The sequence below is a fragment of the Streptomyces sp. NPDC041814 genome (genome assembly GCF_055590565.1).
The window spans coordinates 170,221-190,041 of the sequence record NZ_JBVJAM010000008.1; the positions used below are offsets into that span (position 1 = coordinate 170,221).

17 protein-coding genes are annotated in these 19,821 nt (G+C 73.3%); 5 read left to right on the top strand and 12 right to left on the bottom strand.

What is annotated here, in order from left to right:
* Positions 1-14: 14 nt before the first annotated feature.
* The 5 genes from ACZ6C6_RS21270 to rsmI all read right to left on the bottom strand — a co-directional run bounded on the left by ACZ6C6_RS21270 (position 15) and on the right by rsmI (position 4,190).
* On the bottom strand, positions 15-908 hold the full coding sequence (locus ACZ6C6_RS21270; RefSeq protein WP_469204829.1) for a 4-(cytidine 5'-diphospho)-2-C-methyl-D-erythritol kinase: 894 nt from the start codon (positions 906-908) through the stop codon (positions 15-17).
* A complete protein-coding gene (rsmA, locus tag ACZ6C6_RS21275; protein ID WP_469204830.1) occupies positions 905-1,789 on the bottom strand; it encodes a 16S rRNA (adenine(1518)-N(6)/adenine(1519)-N(6))-dimethyltransferase RsmA in 885 nt (294 codons plus the stop codon). Before rsmA ends, ACZ6C6_RS21270 begins: the two co-directional genes overlap by 4 nt.
* Positions 1,790-1,842: 53 nt before the next feature.
* The gene (locus ACZ6C6_RS21280) at positions 1,843-2,709 is read right to left on the bottom strand and encodes a TatD family hydrolase (protein WP_469204831.1); all 867 of its coding nucleotides are present in this window, start codon (positions 2,707-2,709) and stop codon (positions 1,843-1,845) included.
* Positions 2,710-2,743: 34 nt separating this feature from the next.
* Complete coding sequence (locus ACZ6C6_RS21285) at positions 2,744-3,133, bottom strand: hypothetical protein (protein ID WP_469204832.1); 390 nt, start codon at positions 3,131-3,133, stop codon at positions 2,744-2,746.
* Between the two features lie 160 nt (positions 3,134-3,293).
* Entirely contained in the window at positions 3,294-4,190 is an 897-nt protein-coding gene (gene rsmI, locus ACZ6C6_RS21290; RefSeq protein ID WP_469204833.1) for a 16S rRNA (cytidine(1402)-2'-O)-methyltransferase, read from the bottom strand.
* A 52-nt stretch (positions 4,191-4,242) separates the two neighbouring features.
* Between rsmI and ACZ6C6_RS21295 the strand changes: the two genes are divergently transcribed.
* Together ACZ6C6_RS21295 and ACZ6C6_RS21300 are read left to right on the top strand one after the other, a co-directional pair.
* Positions 4,243-6,021: a dolichyl-phosphate-mannose--protein mannosyltransferase gene (locus ACZ6C6_RS21295; RefSeq protein ID WP_469204834.1), complete on the top strand. Its 1,779-nt coding sequence runs from the start codon at positions 4,243-4,245 to the stop codon at positions 6,019-6,021.
* Positions 6,022-6,184: 163 nt separating this feature from the next.
* Entirely contained in the window at positions 6,185-7,834 is a 1,650-nt protein-coding gene (locus ACZ6C6_RS21300) for a penicillin-binding transpeptidase domain-containing protein (protein ID WP_469204835.1), read from the top strand.
* A 34-nt stretch (positions 7,835-7,868) separates the two neighbouring features.
* On the opposite strand, the gene ACZ6C6_RS21305 is transcribed toward ACZ6C6_RS21300, so the two are convergent.
* Positions 7,869-8,501, bottom strand: a complete 633-nt coding sequence (locus tag ACZ6C6_RS21305; RefSeq protein WP_469204836.1) for an NAD(P)-dependent oxidoreductase — start codon at positions 8,499-8,501, stop codon at positions 7,869-7,871.
* On the bottom strand, positions 8,498-9,421 hold the full coding sequence (locus ACZ6C6_RS21310; RefSeq protein ID WP_469204837.1) for an EamA family transporter: 924 nt from the start codon (positions 9,419-9,421) through the stop codon (positions 8,498-8,500). The genes ACZ6C6_RS21305 and ACZ6C6_RS21310 overlap by 4 nt, the downstream gene beginning before the upstream one ends.
* A gap of 91 nt (positions 9,422-9,512) precedes the next feature.
* Here ACZ6C6_RS21310 and ACZ6C6_RS21315 point away from each other — a divergent pair, with 91 nt between their 5' ends.
* The 3 genes from ACZ6C6_RS21315 (at position 9,513) to ACZ6C6_RS21325 (ending at position 13,566) form a co-directional block, all read left to right on the top strand.
* Positions 9,513-10,403: a LysR family transcriptional regulator gene (locus tag ACZ6C6_RS21315; RefSeq protein WP_469204838.1), complete on the top strand. Its 891-nt coding sequence runs from the start codon at positions 9,513-9,515 to the stop codon at positions 10,401-10,403.
* Positions 10,404-10,561: 158 nt separating this feature from the next.
* Positions 10,562-11,662: a DUF1996 domain-containing protein gene (locus tag ACZ6C6_RS21320; protein WP_469204839.1), complete on the top strand. Its 1,101-nt coding sequence runs from the start codon at positions 10,562-10,564 to the stop codon at positions 11,660-11,662.
* A gap of 146 nt (positions 11,663-11,808) precedes the next feature.
* Positions 11,809-13,566: a discoidin domain-containing protein gene (locus tag ACZ6C6_RS21325; protein ID WP_469204840.1), complete on the top strand. Its 1,758-nt coding sequence runs from the start codon at positions 11,809-11,811 to the stop codon at positions 13,564-13,566.
* A gap of 195 nt (positions 13,567-13,761) precedes the next feature.
* Here ACZ6C6_RS21325 and ACZ6C6_RS21330 read toward each other — a convergent pair whose 3' ends face one another.
* From ACZ6C6_RS21330 to ACZ6C6_RS21350, 5 genes are all read right to left on the bottom strand, one after another.
* Positions 13,762-16,263, bottom strand: a complete 2,502-nt coding sequence (locus tag ACZ6C6_RS21330) for an ABC transporter permease (RefSeq protein WP_469204841.1) — start codon at positions 16,261-16,263, stop codon at positions 13,762-13,764.
* Complete coding sequence (locus tag ACZ6C6_RS21335; RefSeq protein WP_469204842.1) at positions 16,260-17,105, bottom strand: ABC transporter ATP-binding protein; 846 nt, start codon at positions 17,103-17,105, stop codon at positions 16,260-16,262. The genes ACZ6C6_RS21330 and ACZ6C6_RS21335 overlap by 4 nt, the downstream gene beginning before the upstream one ends.
* 153 nt (positions 17,106-17,258) lie before the next feature.
* Positions 17,259-17,933: a response regulator gene (locus ACZ6C6_RS21340; protein ID WP_469204843.1), complete on the bottom strand. Its 675-nt coding sequence runs from the start codon at positions 17,931-17,933 to the stop codon at positions 17,259-17,261.
* Positions 17,930-19,213 carry a sensor histidine kinase gene (locus ACZ6C6_RS21345; RefSeq protein WP_469204844.1) on the bottom strand — a complete coding sequence of 428 codons (1,284 nt, stop codon included), beginning with the start codon at positions 19,211-19,213 and terminating at the stop codon, positions 17,930-17,932. Before ACZ6C6_RS21345 ends, ACZ6C6_RS21340 begins: the two co-directional genes overlap by 4 nt.
* 162 nt (positions 19,214-19,375) lie before the next feature.
* Positions 19,376-19,801, bottom strand: a complete 426-nt coding sequence (locus ACZ6C6_RS21350) for a VOC family protein (protein ID WP_469204845.1) — start codon at positions 19,799-19,801, stop codon at positions 19,376-19,378.
* Positions 19,802-19,821: the final 20 nt, after the last annotated feature.

The window sequence follows — 19,821 nt, forward strand, 5'->3', positions numbered from 1 at the left end:
GCGTCCAGGGGCGGCTAGAGGACCGTCGCTCCCCGGGCCGGGGAGGCCGCCGTGCGTGCCGTGCGGCAGGTGCCGGAGGCGGTCAGGGCGGCGGCCACTTCGCGGGCCGTCGCCTCGTCCTCCGTGAGGAACGCGGTCGTCGGGCCCGAGCCCGAGACCAGGGCCGCCAGCGCGCCCGCCTCCGTGCCCGCCGCCAGGGTCGCGGAGAGGGAGGGGCGCAGGGCCAGCGCGGGGGCCTGGAGGTCGTTGCTCAGGGTGGCGGCCAGGGCCTTCGGGTCGCCCGACCGCAGCGCGTCGAGGAGGGCGTCCGACGCCACCGGTTCCGGAACGCGGGTGCCCGCGGTGAGGCGGTCGAACTCGCGGTACACCGCCGGGGTGGACAGCCCGCCGTCGGCCACCGCGAACACCCAGTGGAAGGTGCCGCCGGTCTCGACCGGGGTCAACAGCTCGCCCCGGCCGGTCCCGAGCGCGGCACCGCCGACCAGGCTGAACGGCACGTCGCTGCCCAGCTCGGCGCAGAGGGCGAGCAGGTCCTCGCGGGGGGTGCGGGTCCCCCACAGCGCGTCGCAGGCCAGCAGGGCGCCGGCGCCGTCCGCGCTGCCGCCCGCCATGCCGCCGGCGACCGGGATGTCCTTGTCGATGTGGATGTGCACGTCGGGCGCGAGGCCGTGGCGCGCGGCCAGCGCGGACGCCGCCCGGGCCGCCAGGTTCGACGCGTCCAGCGGGACCTGGGCGGCGTCGGGCCCGGAGCAGGTGATGCGCAGGCGGTCGGCGGGGGTGACGGTCACCTCGTCGTACAGGCCGACGGCGAGGAAGACGTTGGCCAGGTCGTGGAAGCCGTCGGGGCGCGCGGCACCGACCGCGAGCTGGACGTTGACCTTGGCGGGGACCCGTACGGTGACGCTCACCGGTCGCTCCCGTTCTCGTCGGCGGGCTTGTTCTCGGCGATGGCCGCGAACTCCTCGATCGTCAGGGACTCCCCGCGCGCCTGCGGCGAGACGCCCGCCGCGACCAGGGCGGCCTCGGCGGCCGGCGCGGAACCGGCCCAGCCCGCGAGTGCCGCGCGCAGCGTCTTGCGGCGCTGCGCGAACGCCGCGTCCACCACCGCGAAGACCTCTTCCTTGCTCGCGGTCGTCGCCACGGGTTCGCTGCGGCGCACCAGCGAGACGAGGCCGGAGTCCACGTTCGGCGCGGGCCAGAAGACCTTGCGGCCGATGGACCCGGCGCGCTTGACGTCGGTGTACCAGTTCGCCTTCACCGACGGCACGCCGTAGACCTTGTTGCCGGGCCGTGCGGCCAGCCGGTCCGCGACCTCCGCCTGCACCATGACGAGCGTGCGCTCGATGCTGGGGAAGCGGTCGAGCACGGTGAGCAGCACCGGTACGGCGACGTTGTACGGCAGGTTGGCGACCAGCGCGGTGGGCGGCGGGCCGGGCAGTTCGCGTACGAGCATGGCGTCCGAGTGCACCAGCGCGAAGCGGTCGGCGCGGGCGGGCATCCGGGCGGCGACGGTGGCGGGCAGGGCCGCCGCGAGTACGTCGTCGATCTCGACGGCGACGACGCGGTCGGCGACCTCGAGCAGCGCGAGGGTCAGCGAGCCGAGGCCCGGGCCGATCTCGACCACCACGTCGTCCGGCCGCACCTCCGCCGTGCGCACGATCCGGCGGACCGTGTTGGCGTCGATGACGAAGTTCTGCCCGCGCTGCTTGGTGGGGCGTACGCCGAGGGTGTCGGCGAGTTCGCGGATGTCTGCGGGGCCCAGGAGGGCGTCGGGCTCAGTGGTGCTCACCTGTAAAGCGTAAGGCGCGCCACGTAAGTCGACTCACGCGGCGCGGACCCCACTCAGTAGTCGAACGCCCGCGCCGTGTTGTCCGCGATCGCCTCGGCCAGCGTGTCCTCGTCCAGGCCCTTCACCGCCGCCATCGCCCGCAGCGTCACCGGGATCAGGTACGGCGCGTTCGGCCGCCCCCGGTACGGCGCCGGGGTCAGGAACGGGGCGTCCGTCTCGACCAGGACCAGTTCCAGCGGGGCGACCGCCAGCGCGTCGCGCAGCGGCTGGGCGTTCTTGAAGGTCATGTTCCCGGCGAACGACATGAAGTAGCCGGCGTCCGCGCAGACCCGGGCCATGTCCGCGTCGCCGGAGTAGCAGTGGAAGACGGTCCGCTCGGGCGCCCCCGCGTCCGCGAGGACGCGCAGGACGTCCGCGTGGGCCTCGCGGTCGTGGATGACGAGGGCCTTGCCGTGCCGCTTGGCGATCTCGATGTGGGCCCGGAAGGACTCCTCCTGGGCGGCCATGCCCTCGGGGCCGGTCCGGAAGTGGTCGAGGCCGGTCTCGCCGACCCCGCGTACGTGCGGCAGCGCGGCCAGCGCGTCGATCTCGGCGAGCGCTTCGTGCAGCGCGGCCGTGCCGCCCGCCTCGCGCGCCCCCTGCCGCGACCACCCGTCCGGATCCCCGTGCACGATGCGCGGGGCCTCATTGGGGTGCAGGGCCACCGCCGCGTGCACGTTCGCGTGGGCGGCGGCGGTCTCGGCGGCCCAGCGGGACCCCTTCACGTCGCAGCCCACCTGGACCACGGTCGTCACGTTCACCGCGGCGGCCCTGGCCAGGCCCTCCTCGACGGTGCCGTCCTGCATGTCCAGGTGGGTGTGCGAATCGGCGACCGGCACCCGGAGGGGTTCCGGCAGGGGCGGGGCTTCGGTGCGGCTCATGGCCACGATCGTACGAGGACCGCGGCGGTCCGCCCTACTTCCGGAACGGGTGCAGGAGGTCGGAGAGGTGCCAGTGGTGCCCGGCGGACGGGACGGCGGTGGCCGCGACCGGCTCCTCGGCCGGCGCCTCGGGCAGCAGCGGCCCGGCCGCGGGCTGGGTGCGGTTCTGGTTGTACAGGAAGCGCTGGATGTTGGAGACCCGGCCGGACCGCATGATCCGTACGACGTGCCCGCCGCAGTTGGCGCAGGTCGGGGTGGACAGGGGAGACGGCACCCGTTCGCCGTCCGCCTTGTAGACCACGTACGCGTGGCCGGACGCGTCGGTGTGGTGCTCTATCTCGTACGCCTGCTCCCACCCGTGTCCGCACCTCATGCAGGCGAAGGCGTAGGCCTCGTGTGCGGTGGCTGCTGTGGTGTCGCTCATGCCTGCTCCTCTTGTCCGTCGGACAAGCACTCCGGGGAATGCGCCCTGCCTTCCAGTGGACGCCTTCACCGGCGGGAGCGCACCGGGCCCTGTCGAGTGTTGGAGCGGTTTTGGCCTTCTCGTGGTCAAAGGGGCCGGTACGCGGCTCTCGCTTTGCTTTTCACGATAGTCCCTTGCCGTCGTCGTGGCCGGTCCGAGCAGCATTCTTTGCCGCCACGACGGCGTCGAACACCTCGCGCTTGGGCAGGCCCGCCTCGGCCGCCACGGCGGCGATCGCCTCCTTGCGCCGCTCCCCCGCCTCCTCGCGCACCCGCACCCTGCGCACCAGCTCACCGGCGTCCAGTTCCTCGCCGGTGGAGCCCGCGCCCTCCACGACGACGGTGATCTCCCCGCGCACCTGCTCGGCGGCCGACCAGGCGGCGAGCTCGGCCAGCGGACCGCGCTTGACCTCCTCGTACGTCTTGGTCAGCTCGCGGCACACCGCGCCCCGCCGCTCCGCGCCGAAGACCTCGGCCATCGCGGCGAGGGTGTCGTCCAGGCGGTGCGGCGCCTCGAAGAAGACCATCGTGCGGGGCTCACGGGCGACCTCGCGGAGCTTGGAGAGACGTTCGCCGCCCTTGCGCGGCAGGAACCCCTCGAAGCAGAACCGGTCCACCGGCAGCGCGGACAGGGCGAGCGCGGTGAGCACGGCGGACGGGCCGGGCACGGCGGTGACCCTGATGTCCTGCTCCACGGCGGCGGCGACCAGCCGGTAGCCCGGGTCGGAGACGGACGGCATCCCGGCGTCCGTCACCAGCAGCACCCGGGCCCCGCCCGCCAGGGCCTCCACGAGTTCGGGCGTACGGGCGGACTCGTTGCCCTCGAAGTAGGAGACGACCCGTCCCGTGGTGTGGACGCCGAGGCCCTGGGTCAGCCGGCGCAGCCTGCGGGTGTCCTCGGCGGCGATCACGTCGGCCGCCTCCAGTTCGGCGGCGAGGCGGGGCGGGGCGTCCGCCAGGTCGCCGATGGGGGTCCCTGCGAGCACGAGCGTTCCAGTCGTTCCAGTCACAGGCCCCATCCTCCCGCACGGGGAACACCTCTCCCACAGACGCGTTCCCTACGATGGCGCGGTGACGAGTACTGCGCCCGAAGCCCGGCAGGGCCAAGACGCCGGGGAACAGCACGGCCCGGAGCCGACTTCCTGGCAGCAGCGGCTGCGCCGCTTCGGCCATTCCCCGCGCCCCGGAATCGGGCTGCGGGAGCGGCTGATCCCGCCGTACACCCGGCCCGGGAACCAGCTGTGGGCGGTGCTCGGCGTGCCGCCGCTGCTCGCGGACCGGCTGGTGCGCTGGTCGGCGTGGGGCGGTCCGCTGCTGGTCGCGGCGGTCGCGGGGGTGCTGCGCTTCTGGAAGCTGGGCAGCCCGCACGCGGTGATATTCGACGAGACGTACTACGCGAAGGACTCCTGGGCGCTGATCAACCAGGGGTACGAGGGCGCGTGGCCCAAGGACGTCGACAAGCTGATCCTGAACGACCCCTCGCAGGTGCCGGTGCCGACCGACCCGGGCTATGTGGTGCACCCGCCCGTCGGCAAGTGGATCATCGGCCTCGGCGAGCAGATGTTCGGGTTCACGCCATTCGGCTGGCGGTTCATGGTCGCCGTGCTCGGCACGCTGTCGGTGCTGATGCTGTGCCGGATCGGCCGCCGGCTGTTCCGCTCGACCTTCCTCGGCTGCCTGGCGGGCGCCCTGCTCGCGGTGGACGGGCTGCACTTCGTGATGAGCCGCACCGCGCTGCTCGACCTGGTGCTGATGTTCTTCGTGCTGGCCGCGTTCGGCTGCCTGCTGATCGACCGCGACTGGGCCAGGCGCCGTCTCGCGGCGGCGCTGCCGGTGGACGAGGACGGTGTGCTGCGCCCGGACGCGGGGATCGCGGAGCACCTGCGCCTGGGCTGGCGGCCCTGGCGGATCGCCGCCGGTGTCTCGCTGGGCCTGGCCGCCGCGACGAAGTGGAACGGCCTGTACATCATGGTCGCGTTCGGCCTGATGACGGTGTTGTGGGACGTGGGCGCGCGCCGCACCGCCGGGGCCGTGCGCCCGTACCTGGCGGTGCTGCTGCGGGACGTGCTCCCGGCGTTCGTCTCGGTGGTCCCGGTCGCGCTGGCCGCTTACCTCGCCTCCTGGACGGGCTGGATCGTCCGGAACTCGCCGGACCGGCACGGCTACTTCCGGGACTGGGCGACGACGGACGGGAAGGGCGGCGACTGGACCTGGCTGCCGGACTGGCTGCGCAGCCTGTGGCACTACGAGCACCAGGTGTACGACTTCCACGTGCACCTGACGTCCGGGCACACGTACCAGTCCAACCCGTGGAGCTGGATCGTGCTGGGCCGGCCCGTGTCGTACTTCTACGAGGAGCAGAACGGCTGCGCCGAGTCGGTGACCGGGAAGTGCTCCCGCGAGGTGCTGGCGCTCGGGACTCCGCTGCTGTGGTGGGCGGCCTGCTTCGCCCTGGTGTACGTGCTGTGGCGCTGGGTGTTCCGCCGCGACTGGCGGGCGGGCGCGATCGCCTGCGGCGTGGCGGCGGGGTGGCTGCCGTGGTTCCTGTACCAGGAGCGCACGATCTTCCTGTTCTACGCGGTCGTGTTCGTGCCGTTCCTGTGCCTGGCGGTGTCGATGATGATCGGCGCGATGCTGGGTCCGGCGGCGGAGACGGGGCCGCGGTACGAACTCGGGCTCGCGAAGCCCGATCCGTCGGGCGAACGGCGCCGGACGCTGGGCGCGGTGGCGGCCGGGGTCCTGGTGCTGCTGATCATCTGGAACTTCATCTATTTCTGGCCACTGTTCACGGGGACGCCGATCCCGGAGGACTCGTGGCGGGACCGGATGTGGCTGGACACCTGGATCTGAGGGGCCCGACCCCACCATTCACGCCAAGTCCGCCTCCATTCATGCCATGTCCGCGTCGCATTCCGATAACAACCGGTACTCCCGTCACTACGGTCCCGTAGGGTGCCCCGTACAACTTTCTTGAACGTGTTCAAGAAGCTCCGGGGGATGGGGACGGCAGGGAATGCGCAGTGGAGCGAAGGTAGGCATAGTCGGCGGGGTGTTCGCACTCGTACTGGGCGGGGTGGGATACGGGGCGTACAACATCCTGGACGGGCTCGGGGACAGTGGTGTCGGCGGCAACACGAGCACCGCCGCCGACTCCTCCGAGGTGAGGTCCGGCCCGGTCACCAAGGACGAGATCGCCGACACGTCGAAGAAGTTCCTCGCCGCGTGGGCGGAGGGCGACGCGGCGGTCGCGGCGGCCCTCACCAACAACAAGGCCGAGGCGGAGACCGCGCTGACCGGTTACAGCGACACGGCCCATGTCACCAAGGCCGTGATCACCCCGGGCGCGGCGACGGGCTCGACCGTCCCGTACACCGTGAAGGCGACCGTCTCGTACAAGGGCGCGACGAAGTCCTGGTCGTACGCCTCGGAGCTGACCGTCGTACGCGGACTGACCACCGGGCGCCCGCTCGTCGACTGGAAGCCCTCCGTCGTCCACCCGGACCTCGCCAAGGGCGAGTCGCTGGAGACCGGCGAGTCCTCCACCGCCTCGATCGAGGCCGTCGACCGCAACGGACAGGTGCTCACCAAGGAGAAGTACCCGTCGCTCGCCGGCATCCTGGACGAGCTGCGCAAGAAGTACGGCGAGAAGGCCGGCGGCACGACGGGCATCGAGACCTGGATCAACAGCGCCAACGCCGACGGGGCGAACAAGACGCTGCTGACCCTGGTCAAGGGCAAGTCGGGCCGGGTGCAGACGACGCTGGACGCGAAGGTGCAGGCGGCGGCCGAGCGGGGCGTGAAGAAGTTCGCGGAGGCGTCGGTCGCCGCCGTCGAGCCGTCCACGGGCGCCATCCGGGCCATCGCGAACAACCGGGCCGACGGCTTCGACGCGGCCCGGAAGGGCAAGGTCGCCCCCGGCTCGACGATGAAGATCATCACCGCCGCGATGATCATCCAGAACGGCCTGGGCAGTGCGAACGCGCCCGTCCAGTGCCCCGCGACCGTGCCCTGGGTGGGGGTCACCTTCCACAACCTGAAGGACTTCTCGATGCCGAGCGCCACGCTGAAGACGGCGTTCGCCCGGTCCTGCAACACCGCGTTCATCAAGCCGGTGCTGCCCCTCGGCGACAAGCGCGACACCGCGCTGGGCAACGAGGCCAAGCAGTACTTCGGTATCGGCCAGAACTGGCAGTCGGGCATCGTCACGGTCGACGGCAGCGTCCCCGCGTCCCAGGACGCCGAGACGGCCGCCTCGTTCATCGGCCAGGGCAAGATCGAGATGAACCCGCTCAACATGGCCTCGGTGACCGCCACCGCGGTGAACGGCCGGTTCCTGCAGCCGTACATCGTCCCCAAGGACCTGGACAACCGGACCTTCGCCGTCGCGAGCCCGCTGCCGCCCGGGGTCTCGTCGCAGCTGACGGAGATGCTGCGCTACGCCGCGACCGCCCCCGAGGGCACCGCCACCCAGGCCATGGCGAACGTGCGCGGCGACAAGGGCGCCAAGACCGGCTCGGCGGAGATCGACGGCCACGCCACCTCCGACAGCTGGTTCACCGGTTTCAGCAACGACCTGGCGGCCGCCGCCCTGGTCCAGTCCGGCGGCCACGGCGGCGACGCGGCGGGCCCGGTCGTCGCGGAGGTCCTGCGGGCGGGGCCGTGAGCGAGGGCGGCGGGCTGCGGGCGCCCGCCCGCCCTCAGTAACCCACCGTGAAGTGCCGTTCCCCGCGCGGCCGTTCCAGCTCGTCCAGGACCGCCACCGCCAGGTCCTCCGCCGCGATGCGGGACGCGCCGTCCTCCGCGGTGAGCAGGGTCGTCGTGCCGCGGCGGTAAGCACCCGTGCGGGGGCCCGGTTCGAGGACGGCGGGCGGGCTGAGATAGGTCCAGTCGGCCTCGTGCGCCCGGCAGACGGCGAGCTGGGCGGAGCTGGCGGCGGCGACCGTGCGCCACTGCGGCGGTACGTACGCGGGGTCGTCGGCCACCAGCCGTCCGGGGTGCCCGGGGACCTCCAGCGGACCCGCCCCGCCGATCACCAGGATGCGCGTCCCGGCCTTCGCCGCCGCGTCGAGCAGCGCCGTCGTCGTCGCCGCGATCGTGTGCTCGCGCCCCTCGGGCGGGCGGGTCGCGGCCACCACCGCGTCGACGCCGTCGAACAGGGCGGCCATCGCGGCGGCGTCGTCCGCGTCGCCCGCCACCGGGGTGACGCCGGGCGGCAGGGTGTCCGGGCGGGTGGAGCGGTACACCGCGAGGAGCGCGTGGCCCCGGTGCGCGGCTTCGGTGACGACGCGGGAGCCGGCCATGCCTGCGGCTCCGAGAACGGCGATCCTCATCGAGGAGTCCTTTCCGGTACGGGAGTCGGGTGGACGACAGGGGCGCGGCCCGGAAGCTGGCCCCCGACGATCGAGGCCAGGGCGAGCGCGAAGCCCGTCAGCTGGACCGGGCCGAGCGTCTGGCCGAGGACGAGCGCGCCAAGACCGGCCGCGACGAGCGGCGAGAGCAGGCCGAGGACGGCGACCGAGGTCACCGGCAGGGCACCGATCCCCCGGAACCACAGGGCGTACGTCAGCAGCCCGCCGACCAGGCCCAGCCAGAGGTAGCCGAGCGCGGCGCGGCCGTCGATCGCGGGCGGGGCGCCCTCGATGAGGAAGGTCACCGGCGCCAGGAAGAGGCCCCCGGCGGTGAGCTGCCAGCCGGTAAAGGCGAGCGGCCCGACGCCCTCGGGCCGCCCCCACCGCTTGGTGAGCGTCACGCCGAGCCCCATCGTCGCGGCCCCGGCGAGGCCCGCGGCCACCCCGGCCGCGTCCAGCTCCGCCCCGGGCCCGATGACCACCAGGCCGACGCCGAGCACCCCCGTAACGCCCCACAGCAGGGGCCGGGCTGCCAGGGGCTGGCGCAGGACGGCCACCGCGAGGACGGCGACGACGAGCGGCTGCGCGGCGCCCAGCGTGGCGGCGACACCGCCCGGCAGCCGCTCCGCCGCGATGAACAGGAGCGGCAGGAAGAGCCCGATGTTGAGCACCCCGAGCACCGCCGCCTTTCCCCACCAGGCACCGCGCGGCAGCGTGCGGGTGAGGGCGAGGGCGAGGAGGCCGGCGGGCAGGGCGCGCAGGAAGCCGGCGAACAGCGGGTGCCCGGCCAGCAGGAACTCCGTGGTGACGATGTAGGTCGTGCCCCACACCGCCGGGGCGAGCGCGGTCAGGGCGGTACGGGGCAGCGCCCCGGCAGCCCCCCGCGTGGGTCGGCTTGTCATGCCTCGAAGTCTCGGCCCGGGGCCATTGATGAGTCCAACACATGTCTGTCACCGCATTGATCTCGATCCGCGATGGATGGACGATGCAGCCATGGAGCTCCAGCAGATGCGTTACGTGATCGCCGTGGCCGAAACCGGCAGCTTCACCCGGGCCGCCGGGCGGTGCCTCGTCGTGCAGTCGGCGCTGAGCCACCAGATCGCCCGGCTGGAAAGGGAGTTGGGCGGCCGGCTCTTCGAACGGACCACCCGGAGGGTGCGGCTCACCCCGGCCGGCGAGGCGTTCCTCCCGGCCGCCCGCCAGTGCCTGGAGGCCGCCGAGCGCGCCGCCGCCGAGGTCGCGGCGGCCGTCGGCGAGGTGCGCGGCCGGCTCGCGGTGGGCCTGATCCCGACCGTCACCGCCGTCGACATCCCGGCCGCCCTGGGCGACTTCCGCCGCCGCCACCCCCAGGTGCGCGTCAGCCTCCGCGTGGGCGCCAGCGACGAGCTGGCCGAGCAGGTCCGCGAAGGCGCCCTCGACGTGGCCTTCCTCGGGCTGCCCGCGGCCGCCGTGCCCCGGGGCGTCGGCCGCCACGAACTGGCCCGCGACCGGCTCGTCGCCGTGGTCGCCCCGGACCATCCGCTGGCCGGGGCGCCCTCCGTGGACCTGCGCCGCCTCGCCTCGGAGGTCTTCGCGGACTTCCCGGCGGGCACGGCCGGACGCGCCCAGACCGACCAGGCGTTCGCCGCCGCCGGACTCACCCGCGACGTCGCCTTCGAGGTCACCACCGCGGACTACATCGCGAGCCTCGTCGCGCCCGGCCTGGCGGTGGCGATGCTGCCGCCCGCGTACGCCGCCCGGCTCCCCGGCATCGTCGCGATCGAGGTGTCCGACGCGCCCCTCCGCGTCCAGCACGCCACCTGGAGCCGGTCGGGCCGGACACCGGCCGCGACGGCGTTCCTGGGGGCGCTCGGCATCCCCGTGACGGACGGGGACGACTCGTGAAGTGACGACACGAAGTATTGACACGCTCTTGTCAGGGACGGAACACTCCAGAAACAACGGGAGAGCGCTCTCCAAGAACCACCGCAGTGCTTCCGTCCTCCCCGGCCGGGCGCCCTCCCCTCACCCCACGCTCCCCCACGACGCAGCAGGAGGTCTCCATGCCACGGAGGTCCAGAACCCTCACCGGACTGCTCTTGTTCACCTCGCTGAGCCTGACCACGGCCGGGATCGCCGGGATCGCGGCGACGGCGAACGCGGCTCCCGAGACGAGCGCCGCCGCGCACACCGAGCACGCGGCCTACTCGATGCCGGGGATGCCCGGCATGCCGGCGTCCACCCAGGCATCCGGCGACGACCCGGACGGGGACGGCTACATCATGGCCGACCCGCCGGTCACCGGGGTCACCCCCTCCATGGACGTACCGCCGCAGGCGTACTTCCACGAGTTCCAGGCCAAGTGCGCCCCCACGCACACCGCGCCGGACGACCCGATCGTCTACCCGGGCCAGCCCGGCAAGTCCCACGACCACACGTTCATGGGCAACACCACGACCAACGCCAACACCACGGCCGCCTCGCTGGAGACGGGCAGCACCACGTGCCTGGCGCCCGGTGACAAGTCGGCGTACTGGATGCCGAGCCTGTTCAAGGGGGACCAGAAGATCCTCCCCGACGGCGTCCAGACCATCTACTACAAGGCGGGCGTTACCGACTACCGCAGCGTCCGCCCCTTCCCCAAGGGCCTGCGCTTCGTCGTCGGCAGCCCGATGCAGAGCGAGGAGGAGTTCAAGAACCTGAAGGGCACCGTCGAGGGCTGGGAGTGCGGTGACTCCTTCAAGAACTACGACTTCCCGGCCAGCTGCCCCGACCGCCGGGACGTGCAGCTCAACCTGCGCCTCCAGGCGCCGAGTTGCTGGGACGGCATCCACCTGGACACGCCGGACCACAAGAGCCACATGGCGTACCCCGTGGCGGGCGGCGCCAACTACAACTCCTGCCCGGCGGACCACCCGGTCGCGCTGCCGATGATCGAGTTCAAGATGGCGTGGCCGGTCAACGGCGACATGTCCCAGGTGAGGCTGGCGAGCGGGGCGGGCTACTCGTTCCACTACGACTTCATGAACGCCTGGGACACCGCCACGCTGGACGCGATGGTCACCCACTGCATCAAGGGCGGCCTCCAGTGCGACCCGCACGGCTACGACGAGAACCACCCCGACAAGGGCGCGGTGCTCGACGGGAACTACGAGCTGCCGTAACCGGCGGCGCGCGCACCCCCACAGGTCCGGGGCCTTTTTTCGGCCCACTCCGGAGAGCGCTCTCCAAGATCGCGGAGGCCCCGGACCGCGCGCACAGCACCCCCCCCCCCACCCCCAACTCCCCCCACACGCAAGGAGAGAGACACATGCACCATCCCCCCACCCGTACGGCCCGTCGCCTGATCGCGCCCGTCGCTGCGGCCGCCCTCCTCGGCGGCGGGCTGCTCGCCCTCCAGGCGCCCGCGGCACAGGCGGCCGGGAACGTCGTGAAGGTCACCGGTTCACAGGGCGACTGGCAGCTGACCGTGGACGGTTCGCCGTATACGGTCAAGGGCCTCACCTGGGGCCCCTCGGTCGCGGACGCCGGGAAGTATCTGCCGGACCTGGCGTCGATGGGCGTCAACACGATCCGCACCTGGGGCACGGACGCCACCAGCAAGCCGCTCTTCGACACGGCGGCGGCCAACGGCGTCAAGGTGATCGCCGGCTTCTGGCTCCAGCCCGGCGGCGGCCCCGGCAGCGGCGGCTGCGTCAACTACCTGACGGACACGCAGTACAAGAACGACATGCTCGCCGAGTTCCCGAAGTGGGTCGACACCTACAAGGACAACCCCGGCGTGCTGATGTGGAACGTGGGCAACGAGTCCACCCTCGGCCTGCAGAACTGCTACGGCGGCGACGAGCTGGAGGCCCAGCGCAACGCGTACACCTCCTTCGTCAACGACATCGCGAAGAAGATCCACGAGGTGGACCCCAACCACCCGGTCACCTCCACGGACGCGTGGACCGGCGCCTGGCCGTACTACAAGAAGAACGCCCCGGACCTGGACCTGTACGCGGTCAACGCCTACGACGCGGTCTGCAACGTCAAGTCGGACTGGGAGCAGGGCGGTTACGACAAGCCGTACATCGTCACGGAGACCGGACCGGCCGGTGAGTGGGAGGTGGACGACGACGCCAACGGCGTACCGGAGGAGCCCACCGACGCGGCGAAGGCCGAGGGCTACACCAAGGCGTGGGGCTGCGTCACGGGGCACACGGGGGTGGCCCTGGGCGCCACGATGTTCCACTACGGCACCGAGGACGACTTCGGCGGTGTGTGGTTCAACCTGCTTCCGGGCGGCGAGAAGCGGCTCTCGTACTACGCCGTGAAGAAGGCGTACGGCGCGGACACCTCCGGTGACAACACCCCGCCCGTGATCTCGGACATGGCCGTGGACAACGCCACCGAGGGCGTCCCCACCGGCTCCGACGTGCGCGTCAGCACGCACACCACGGACCCGGACGGCGACGCGGTCACGTACCAGGTTCTGTTCAGCAGCAACTACATCGACCAGAACAAGGCGCTGGTCCCCGCCGAGACCAAGGACAACGGCGACGGCACGCTGACCGCGAAGGCACCGAGCAGGACCGGCGTCTACAAGGTCTACGTGAAGGCCAGGGACGGCCACGGCAATGTGGGCATCGAGACCAAGTCCCTCAAGGTGATCCCGCCGAAGGTCGACGGCACCAACGTCTCCCGGGGCAAGCCGGCCACGGCCTCCTCCTTCCAGACGGACCCGACCGGCGGCTGTCCGTGCGGCGCGGACAACGCGGTGGACGGCAAGTTCGACACCCGCTGGGCCAGTGACTGGAGCGACCCGCAGTGGCTCCAGGTCGACCTGGGCGCCTCCACGGCCATCAAGCACGTGCAGCTGGCGTGGGACCCGGCGTACGCCAAGGGCTACGAGATCCAGACGTCCGAGGACGGCCGGAACTGGACGACGGTCAAGACCGTGACCGACGGCAACGGCGACATCGACGACCTCGACGTCACCGGCACCGGCCGCTACGTGCGCGTCAACGGCACCGCGCGGGGCACGGGCTGGGGCTACTCGCTCTACGAGTTCGGCGTCTACAGCTGACCGCCGCGGGCACACCACCACCTCGGCGTCCCGTTTGAGGGAACGGCCACGCCGCGGCCGGCCCCCGGGGGCCGGCGGGCGCCCGGGGGCCGGCGGGCGCCCGGGGGCCGGCGGGCGCCCGGGGGCCGGCGGGCGCCCGGGGGCATGAGCAGGCGGGAGTCCGGTCTCGACCGGACTCCCGCCTCGCCCGCCCCTCTACGCCCGGCGGCGCAGTCCCGTCCTGGCCGGCAGCGAGACCGCGAGCAGGGCCAGGCCGCCGACGGCCGCCGCGAGACCCCCGTACATCAAGGGGGGCACGTACGGCGCGTCGCCGGTCACACCGTTCATCATCGGGATCAGCGTGGCCGCCGCGATCGCGGAGCCGAGGACCAGGCCCGCCCCCGCGACCAGCAGGGCCTCCCAGCGCAGCATCGTCATCACCTGCCGCCGGGTGGCGCCGACGAGGCGCAGCGCGCCCAGTTCCGGACGGCGGTCCCGGACCGTCATCACCAGGGTGTTGACCGCGGCGACGGCCGCGAAGCCGCCGAGGACCGCGGCCATGGTGGTGTTCATCCAGGCACCCAGCTCCGCCTCCGCGTTCCGTGCGGTGGCGTAGCCGGAGGCGTCGGTGACCTCGCCCAGGGCGGTGAGCGCCTTCGCCGAGCCGCCCCGTACCAGCAGCGTGCTGTCGAAGCCCGCGGTGACGTGCCCGGCCAGGGACGCCCGGTCCATGGTCACCGTGGCCAGGCCGAGGCCGCGGCCGTAGACCGCGACGATCTCGGGAGCGGCCTCGGTCCCGTCCGGGAGATAGAGCGGAAGCCGGTCGCCGACGCGGGCGTCCGCCGAGTCCGCCAGGGTCCGGTCGATGGCGATGCGGCCCGCCCCGAGCCGGTCGAGGCTGCCCTCGCGTACGTCCAGGTCCTGCACCTTCGCGAGGGCGGCGCCGGAGCCGGTGACGCCCTGGGTGGCCGCCCCCTGCAACGACTTGAACTCGCCCGAGCCCGTCGGCACCAGCACCTGGGTGTTCAGCAGCCCGACGGACGTCTGCACACCCGGCGCACGGGCCGCGCGGGCCACGGCGTCCACCGGGAGCCCGGCCGGGTCCGTCACCACGTGGTCCGCGGTGATCCCCGCGCGCAGCTGCTTGTCGGCGGCGTGGTTCTCGCTCGTGTGCATGAACACGAGGGTCGAGGAGAACGCCACGGCGAGCACGATCGGGGTGATCGCGGAGGCGAGGCGGCGGGCGTTGGCCCGGGAGTTGGCCGCCGCGAGTCCGGCCGTCGGGCCCGCGGCGCGCAGGGGCAGGCCGAACAGCCCCGCGCACAGCCGCGCCACCAGCGGGCCGAGCAGCCCGACGGCGAGCATGAAGAGCATGACGACGCCGAGCGCGGCACCGGCCGCGTCGTCCCCCGCGGAGCGGGCGGACACGCCCGTGAGGATCGTCCCCCCGACGAGGGCGGCGGCGCCGAGGAGGGTGCGGATCAGGCCGGGCCGCAGCCGCTCCACCGACGCCTCCGACAGCGCCTGCCCCGGCGCGATCCGGGCCGGCCGGCGACCGGCGATCCAGCCCGCGCCGAGCGCGCTGAGCAGGCCCAGGACGACGGCGGCGAGCAGCGGGAGCACGGAGACGTGCAGGTCCACGGCGCGCGGGACGGCACCACGGTCCTGCAGCTGCCCGAACCACCAGTGGGCGAGCCCGATGCCGGGCAGGCAGCCGGCGATCCCGGCGAGCGGTGCGACGAGCAGCGCTTCGGAGGCGACCGCGCGGCGCACCTGTCGCGGCGTGGCGCCGATGGCGCGCAGCAGGGCGAAGGAGCGGGCCCGCTGACCGACCGAGAGCGCCACGGTCCCGGCCGCGGTGAAGACGGCGACGATGGCGGCGATGCCGCCGAAGGACCCACCGATCCCGAAGAGCGTCAGCTTGGCGGACGCGAGGCCCGGTTCCTCGACGGCTCCGCGGTCGTCGCCGGTGTGGACCTGGACATCGGAGCCGGCCAGGGCCTGCCGCACGGCGTCGCCGAGGGTGCCGGCGTCGGTGCCCTTCTCCGCCAGCACCACGACGGCGTCGGCCTTGCCGGGGTGCCCGGCGAGGACGGGGGCCTGGGCGTCGGCGAACCAGGCCGTGCCGCCCGCGTCGCCGGAGTCCCGGGCGGCCTCCGCGAGGCCCGCATCGGCGAGGCCGGCCACGCGGAAGTCCCGCTGCCCGGCGGCGGTCTCCAGCGCGACGGTGTCGCCCACGGCGGCCCGGGCGGCGCGGGCCGCACCGGTGTCGAGCACGACCTCGCCCTCGCGGGGCGCGGAGCCGGCGGTCAGCGAGGCACCGGTGAAGCTGTGCGAGCCCCATCCGTGCGCGGTGAGCGCACCGCCCCGCGCGTGCACCGGGAAGGTGAAGTCCGCGACGGCGGTGGCCGCGCCCGGCGCCCCGGCGGCCTTCGCCACCAGCCCGGCGTCCATCCGGGCGGTGTCCGGCAGCGGCGTCGCCTCCTTCTCCAGGTCCTCGCCACTGCCGGTGACGACGTACTCGTTCTGGTCGGCCGCCACGACGACCGGCGCGTCGGCGTACCGCTCCGGCGGCACCGATGCGCGCAGGCTTGTCTCCAGCAGGATCCCGCAGGCCGAGACGATCAGCGCGGACATGAGCAGCGCGAGGAACGTGCCCGCGAAGGACGCGGGCTTGAAGCGGATGGCCTCACGTGCGAGTCCGTTGGGGCGCCTCATGCCGCCACCCCGGCCGTCGCCCCGGCACGGGCGGACCGTGCGGTGAGAGCTGCCATCCTGGCCGCGATCTGCTCGGCCGAACCGCGCTCGACGTGGTCGGCGAAGGCGCCGTCGGCGAGGAACAGCACCCGGTCGGCCCAGGCGGCCGCCACGGGGTCGTGGGTGACCATGACGACGGTGGCCCCGAGCGAGTCCACCGCGTGGCGCAGGAGGCCGAGGACCTCGGCGGCGGTGCCGGTGTCGAGCGCGCCGGTGGGTTCGTCCGCGAAGATCACGTCGGGGCCGGTGACCAGGGCACGGGCCACGGCCACGCGCTGCTGCTGGCCGCCGGAGAGCTCCGCGGGGCGGCGCCGCGCCTTGTCCGCGAGTCCGACCCGGGCGAGCACCGCCTGCGCCCGGTGCCGGTCCTGGTGCTGCCCGGCCAGGCGCATCGGCAGCAGCACGTTCTGCTCCACGGTCAGCGACGGCAGCAGGTTGAACGCCTGGAAGACGAAGCCGAGGCGGCTGCGGCGCAGCTCGGTGAGGTCGTTCTCGCCCATGCCGGTGATCTCCGTACCGCCGACCCGCACCGAGCCCGCCGATGGCCGGTCGAGCCCGGCGGCGCACTGGAGGAACGTGGACTTGCCGGACCCGGACGGGCCCATGACAGCGGTGAACGTGCCGCTCGGCAGGGCCAGGTCGACACCCGCGAGGGCGTGCACCGTGCCCGCACCGCGCCCGTAGTGCCGCCGGACGTCGCGCAGCTCGACCGCGAGGCCGGGCGTGGCGGCCGGGCCCCCGGGTCCGTTGCCCGCCTCCGGCCTGGCCCCCGCCTTCCCCCGCTTGCTCCTGCGTAGCCTCATCTTCCGGTCTCCCTCACACGTCCGTTTCCCGTACGGGTGAAGAGTGCGGCGAAGGCTGTGCGCGGGGCGTCATACCCGGGAGCCAAAGTGGCGGTGCTACGGCCGTAGGGGGTGGCGGAGAGCGGGTGCGCACCGTGCGGGGGTGCCCCCGTCCTACTCGCCCGGGGTCACCAGCCCCGACTCGTAGGCGAAGACCACCGCCTGGGCGCGGTCGCGCAGGTCGAGCTTGGTGAGGACGCGGCTGACGTGGGTCTTCACCGTCTGCTCGGCCAGCACCAGGGTCTCCGCGATCTCCGCGTTCGACAGGCCGCGGGCCACCAGGGAGAGGACTTCGGTCTCGCGCTCCGTGAGGCCGCCCAGCCGCTGCGCGGGCCTGCCCCGGGCGGCGGGGCGCTGCTTGGCGAAGTCCGCGATGAGGCGGCGGGTCACGGAGGGGGCGAGAAGGGCGTCGCCCGAGGCCACGACGCGGACCGCCGCGATCAGGTCGGCCGGGGGCGCGTCCTTGAGGAGGAAGCCGCTCGCGCCGGCCCGGAGCGCTTCGTAGACGTAGTCGTCGACGTCGAAGGTGGTGAGCATCAGGACGCGCGGCGTGTGGGTCACGCCCGTCGGCGGATGCAGGAGCTCGCGTGCGGCCGCCAGGCCGTTCATCCCGGGCATCCGGACATCCATCAGCACGACGTCGGGACGGGTCTGCCGGCTCAGCTCGACTCCCCGCTCGCCGTCGGAGGCCTCACCCACTACGTCGATGTCGCTCTGGGCGGCCAGCAGCGCGGCGAAGCCCGCCCGCACCATGGCCTGGTCGTCGACGATGAGGACGCGTGTCGTCACGTGAGGTCGTCCGTTCCGGTGAGGGGGAGGAGGGCGGCGACCCGGAAGCCGCCGTCCGGGAGCGGCCCCGCGTCGAGGGTGCCGCCGATGATCCTGACCCTCTCACGCATGCCGACCAGCCCGTGCCCGGTGCCGCCCGCTTCGAGCGGCCCTCCGGACGCCTCCGGCGGCGGGCCGTTGACGACGAGGACGGTGAGCTGCGGGACGGCGGGCGCGGTGGGGTCCGACACGGATGCGGCCGGGCCCGACACGGGAGCGGTGGGGTCCGACACGGACAGCGACACCCGGGTGTGCGCGCCCGGCGCGTGCCGCACGACGTTCGCCAGGGCCTCCTGGACGATCCGGTAGGCGGACAGGCCCACCGCTTCGGGCACCTCGGCATCGCAGGGGGTGAAGTCCACCCGCCCGCTCGCCCGCTCCGTCGCCTCCACCAGGGGGCCGATCTGCGCGAGGCCCGGCTGGGGCGCGAGCTCACCGTGCGCTTCCTCGTTGCGCAGCACGCCGAGGAGCCTGCGCATCTCGCCGAGTGACTGGCGCGCGGTGGCCGCGATGGACGTGAACTCCTCCCGCAGCTGCGGCGGGAGCCCGTCGTGGCGGTACTCCGCCGTGTCGGCCTGCACCGTGATGACGGACATGTGGTGGGCCACCACGTCGTGCAGTTCGCGGGCGATCCGGGCGCGCTCCTCCAGCAGCGTGCGCCGGCCGCGCTCGGCCTCGCTGATCGTCTCCTGCTCGGCCAGCCTGCGCTGCGCGTCGGACCGCTCGCGGAGCGCGCCGCCCAGCAGGAGCGCGATGCCTCCGAGGATGGTGAACAGCAGGTCCCCGGCGCCGAAGCCGTGGGGCGCGGCGAACCCCAGGGCCACGTTCGCCCCCGCCGTGACCAGCCACACCCGGATCAGCGTCCGGCGCCGCTCCCGCAGGCCCAGGGCCAGGCAGAGCCCGACGTACCCGACGATCTGCATGGGCGGGAACGGCCACAGCAGGCGGTCCTCGAAGTCGACGGCGAGCAGGGCGAGCGCCCCCGCCACGTCCGCGGTGAAGATCACGTACCAGGCCCGCAGCGGCCGTACGACGGCGAGCAGGAGCGGTGCGGCCTGCGCGACGGCCAGCACCGCGGCTACGCCCCCGTTCAGACCGTAGTCGGCGGTGAGGACCCGGATGGTGGTGGGCAGCAGGGCGACGCACAGCACGAACGCCACGGCCCACGGCAGCCCCCGCACCCACCGCCGCGAAGCGCCCGCGAGCAGCGCGCGCGGACGCTCCTCCTCCACTGAGGTCATGAACACCAGCGTAGGCGCACCGCCCGGTCACCGGCCCGGACGGTACGCGCGCCAGGCGGTGGCAGCGGCCGACCGGCGTACGGCCACCTCGACGTCCCGTTTCAGGGAATGGCACACCGCTCCCGGCCCCCTGAGACTGCCCCTGGGGGACGCCACCAACCGCTACGAGCCGGAGGGCTGGCCGCGCTCGGGCCAGACCGGGCCCTGGTCGGTCCAGACGACGCCCTTGTTGCGGCAGAGGCAGAAGGGGTGGCCGATCGGGTCGGTGTAGACCCGCCAGCCGTAGCCGTTGGGGCCGATGAAGTCTTGCCTCAGCGTCGCGCCGAGGTCGAGGACGCGGCGCTGCTCCGACTCGATGTCGTCCACTTCGAAGTCGAGGTGGAACTGCTTGGGGTGCTCTTTGTCGGGCCACTGCGGAGCGCGGTAGTCGTCCACCCGGATGAACGCCAACTCGATCTCGCCGAACCGGATTCCGGCCCAGTCCTCGGAGCTGTCCTCCTTCACCGGGCGGCCTGCCACCTCGGAGTAGAAGGAAGCCAGCCTCATCGTGTCCGGGCAGTCGATGATGAAATCGGTGAGTCGCAGCATCCCGCGATCCTGGCACAAGG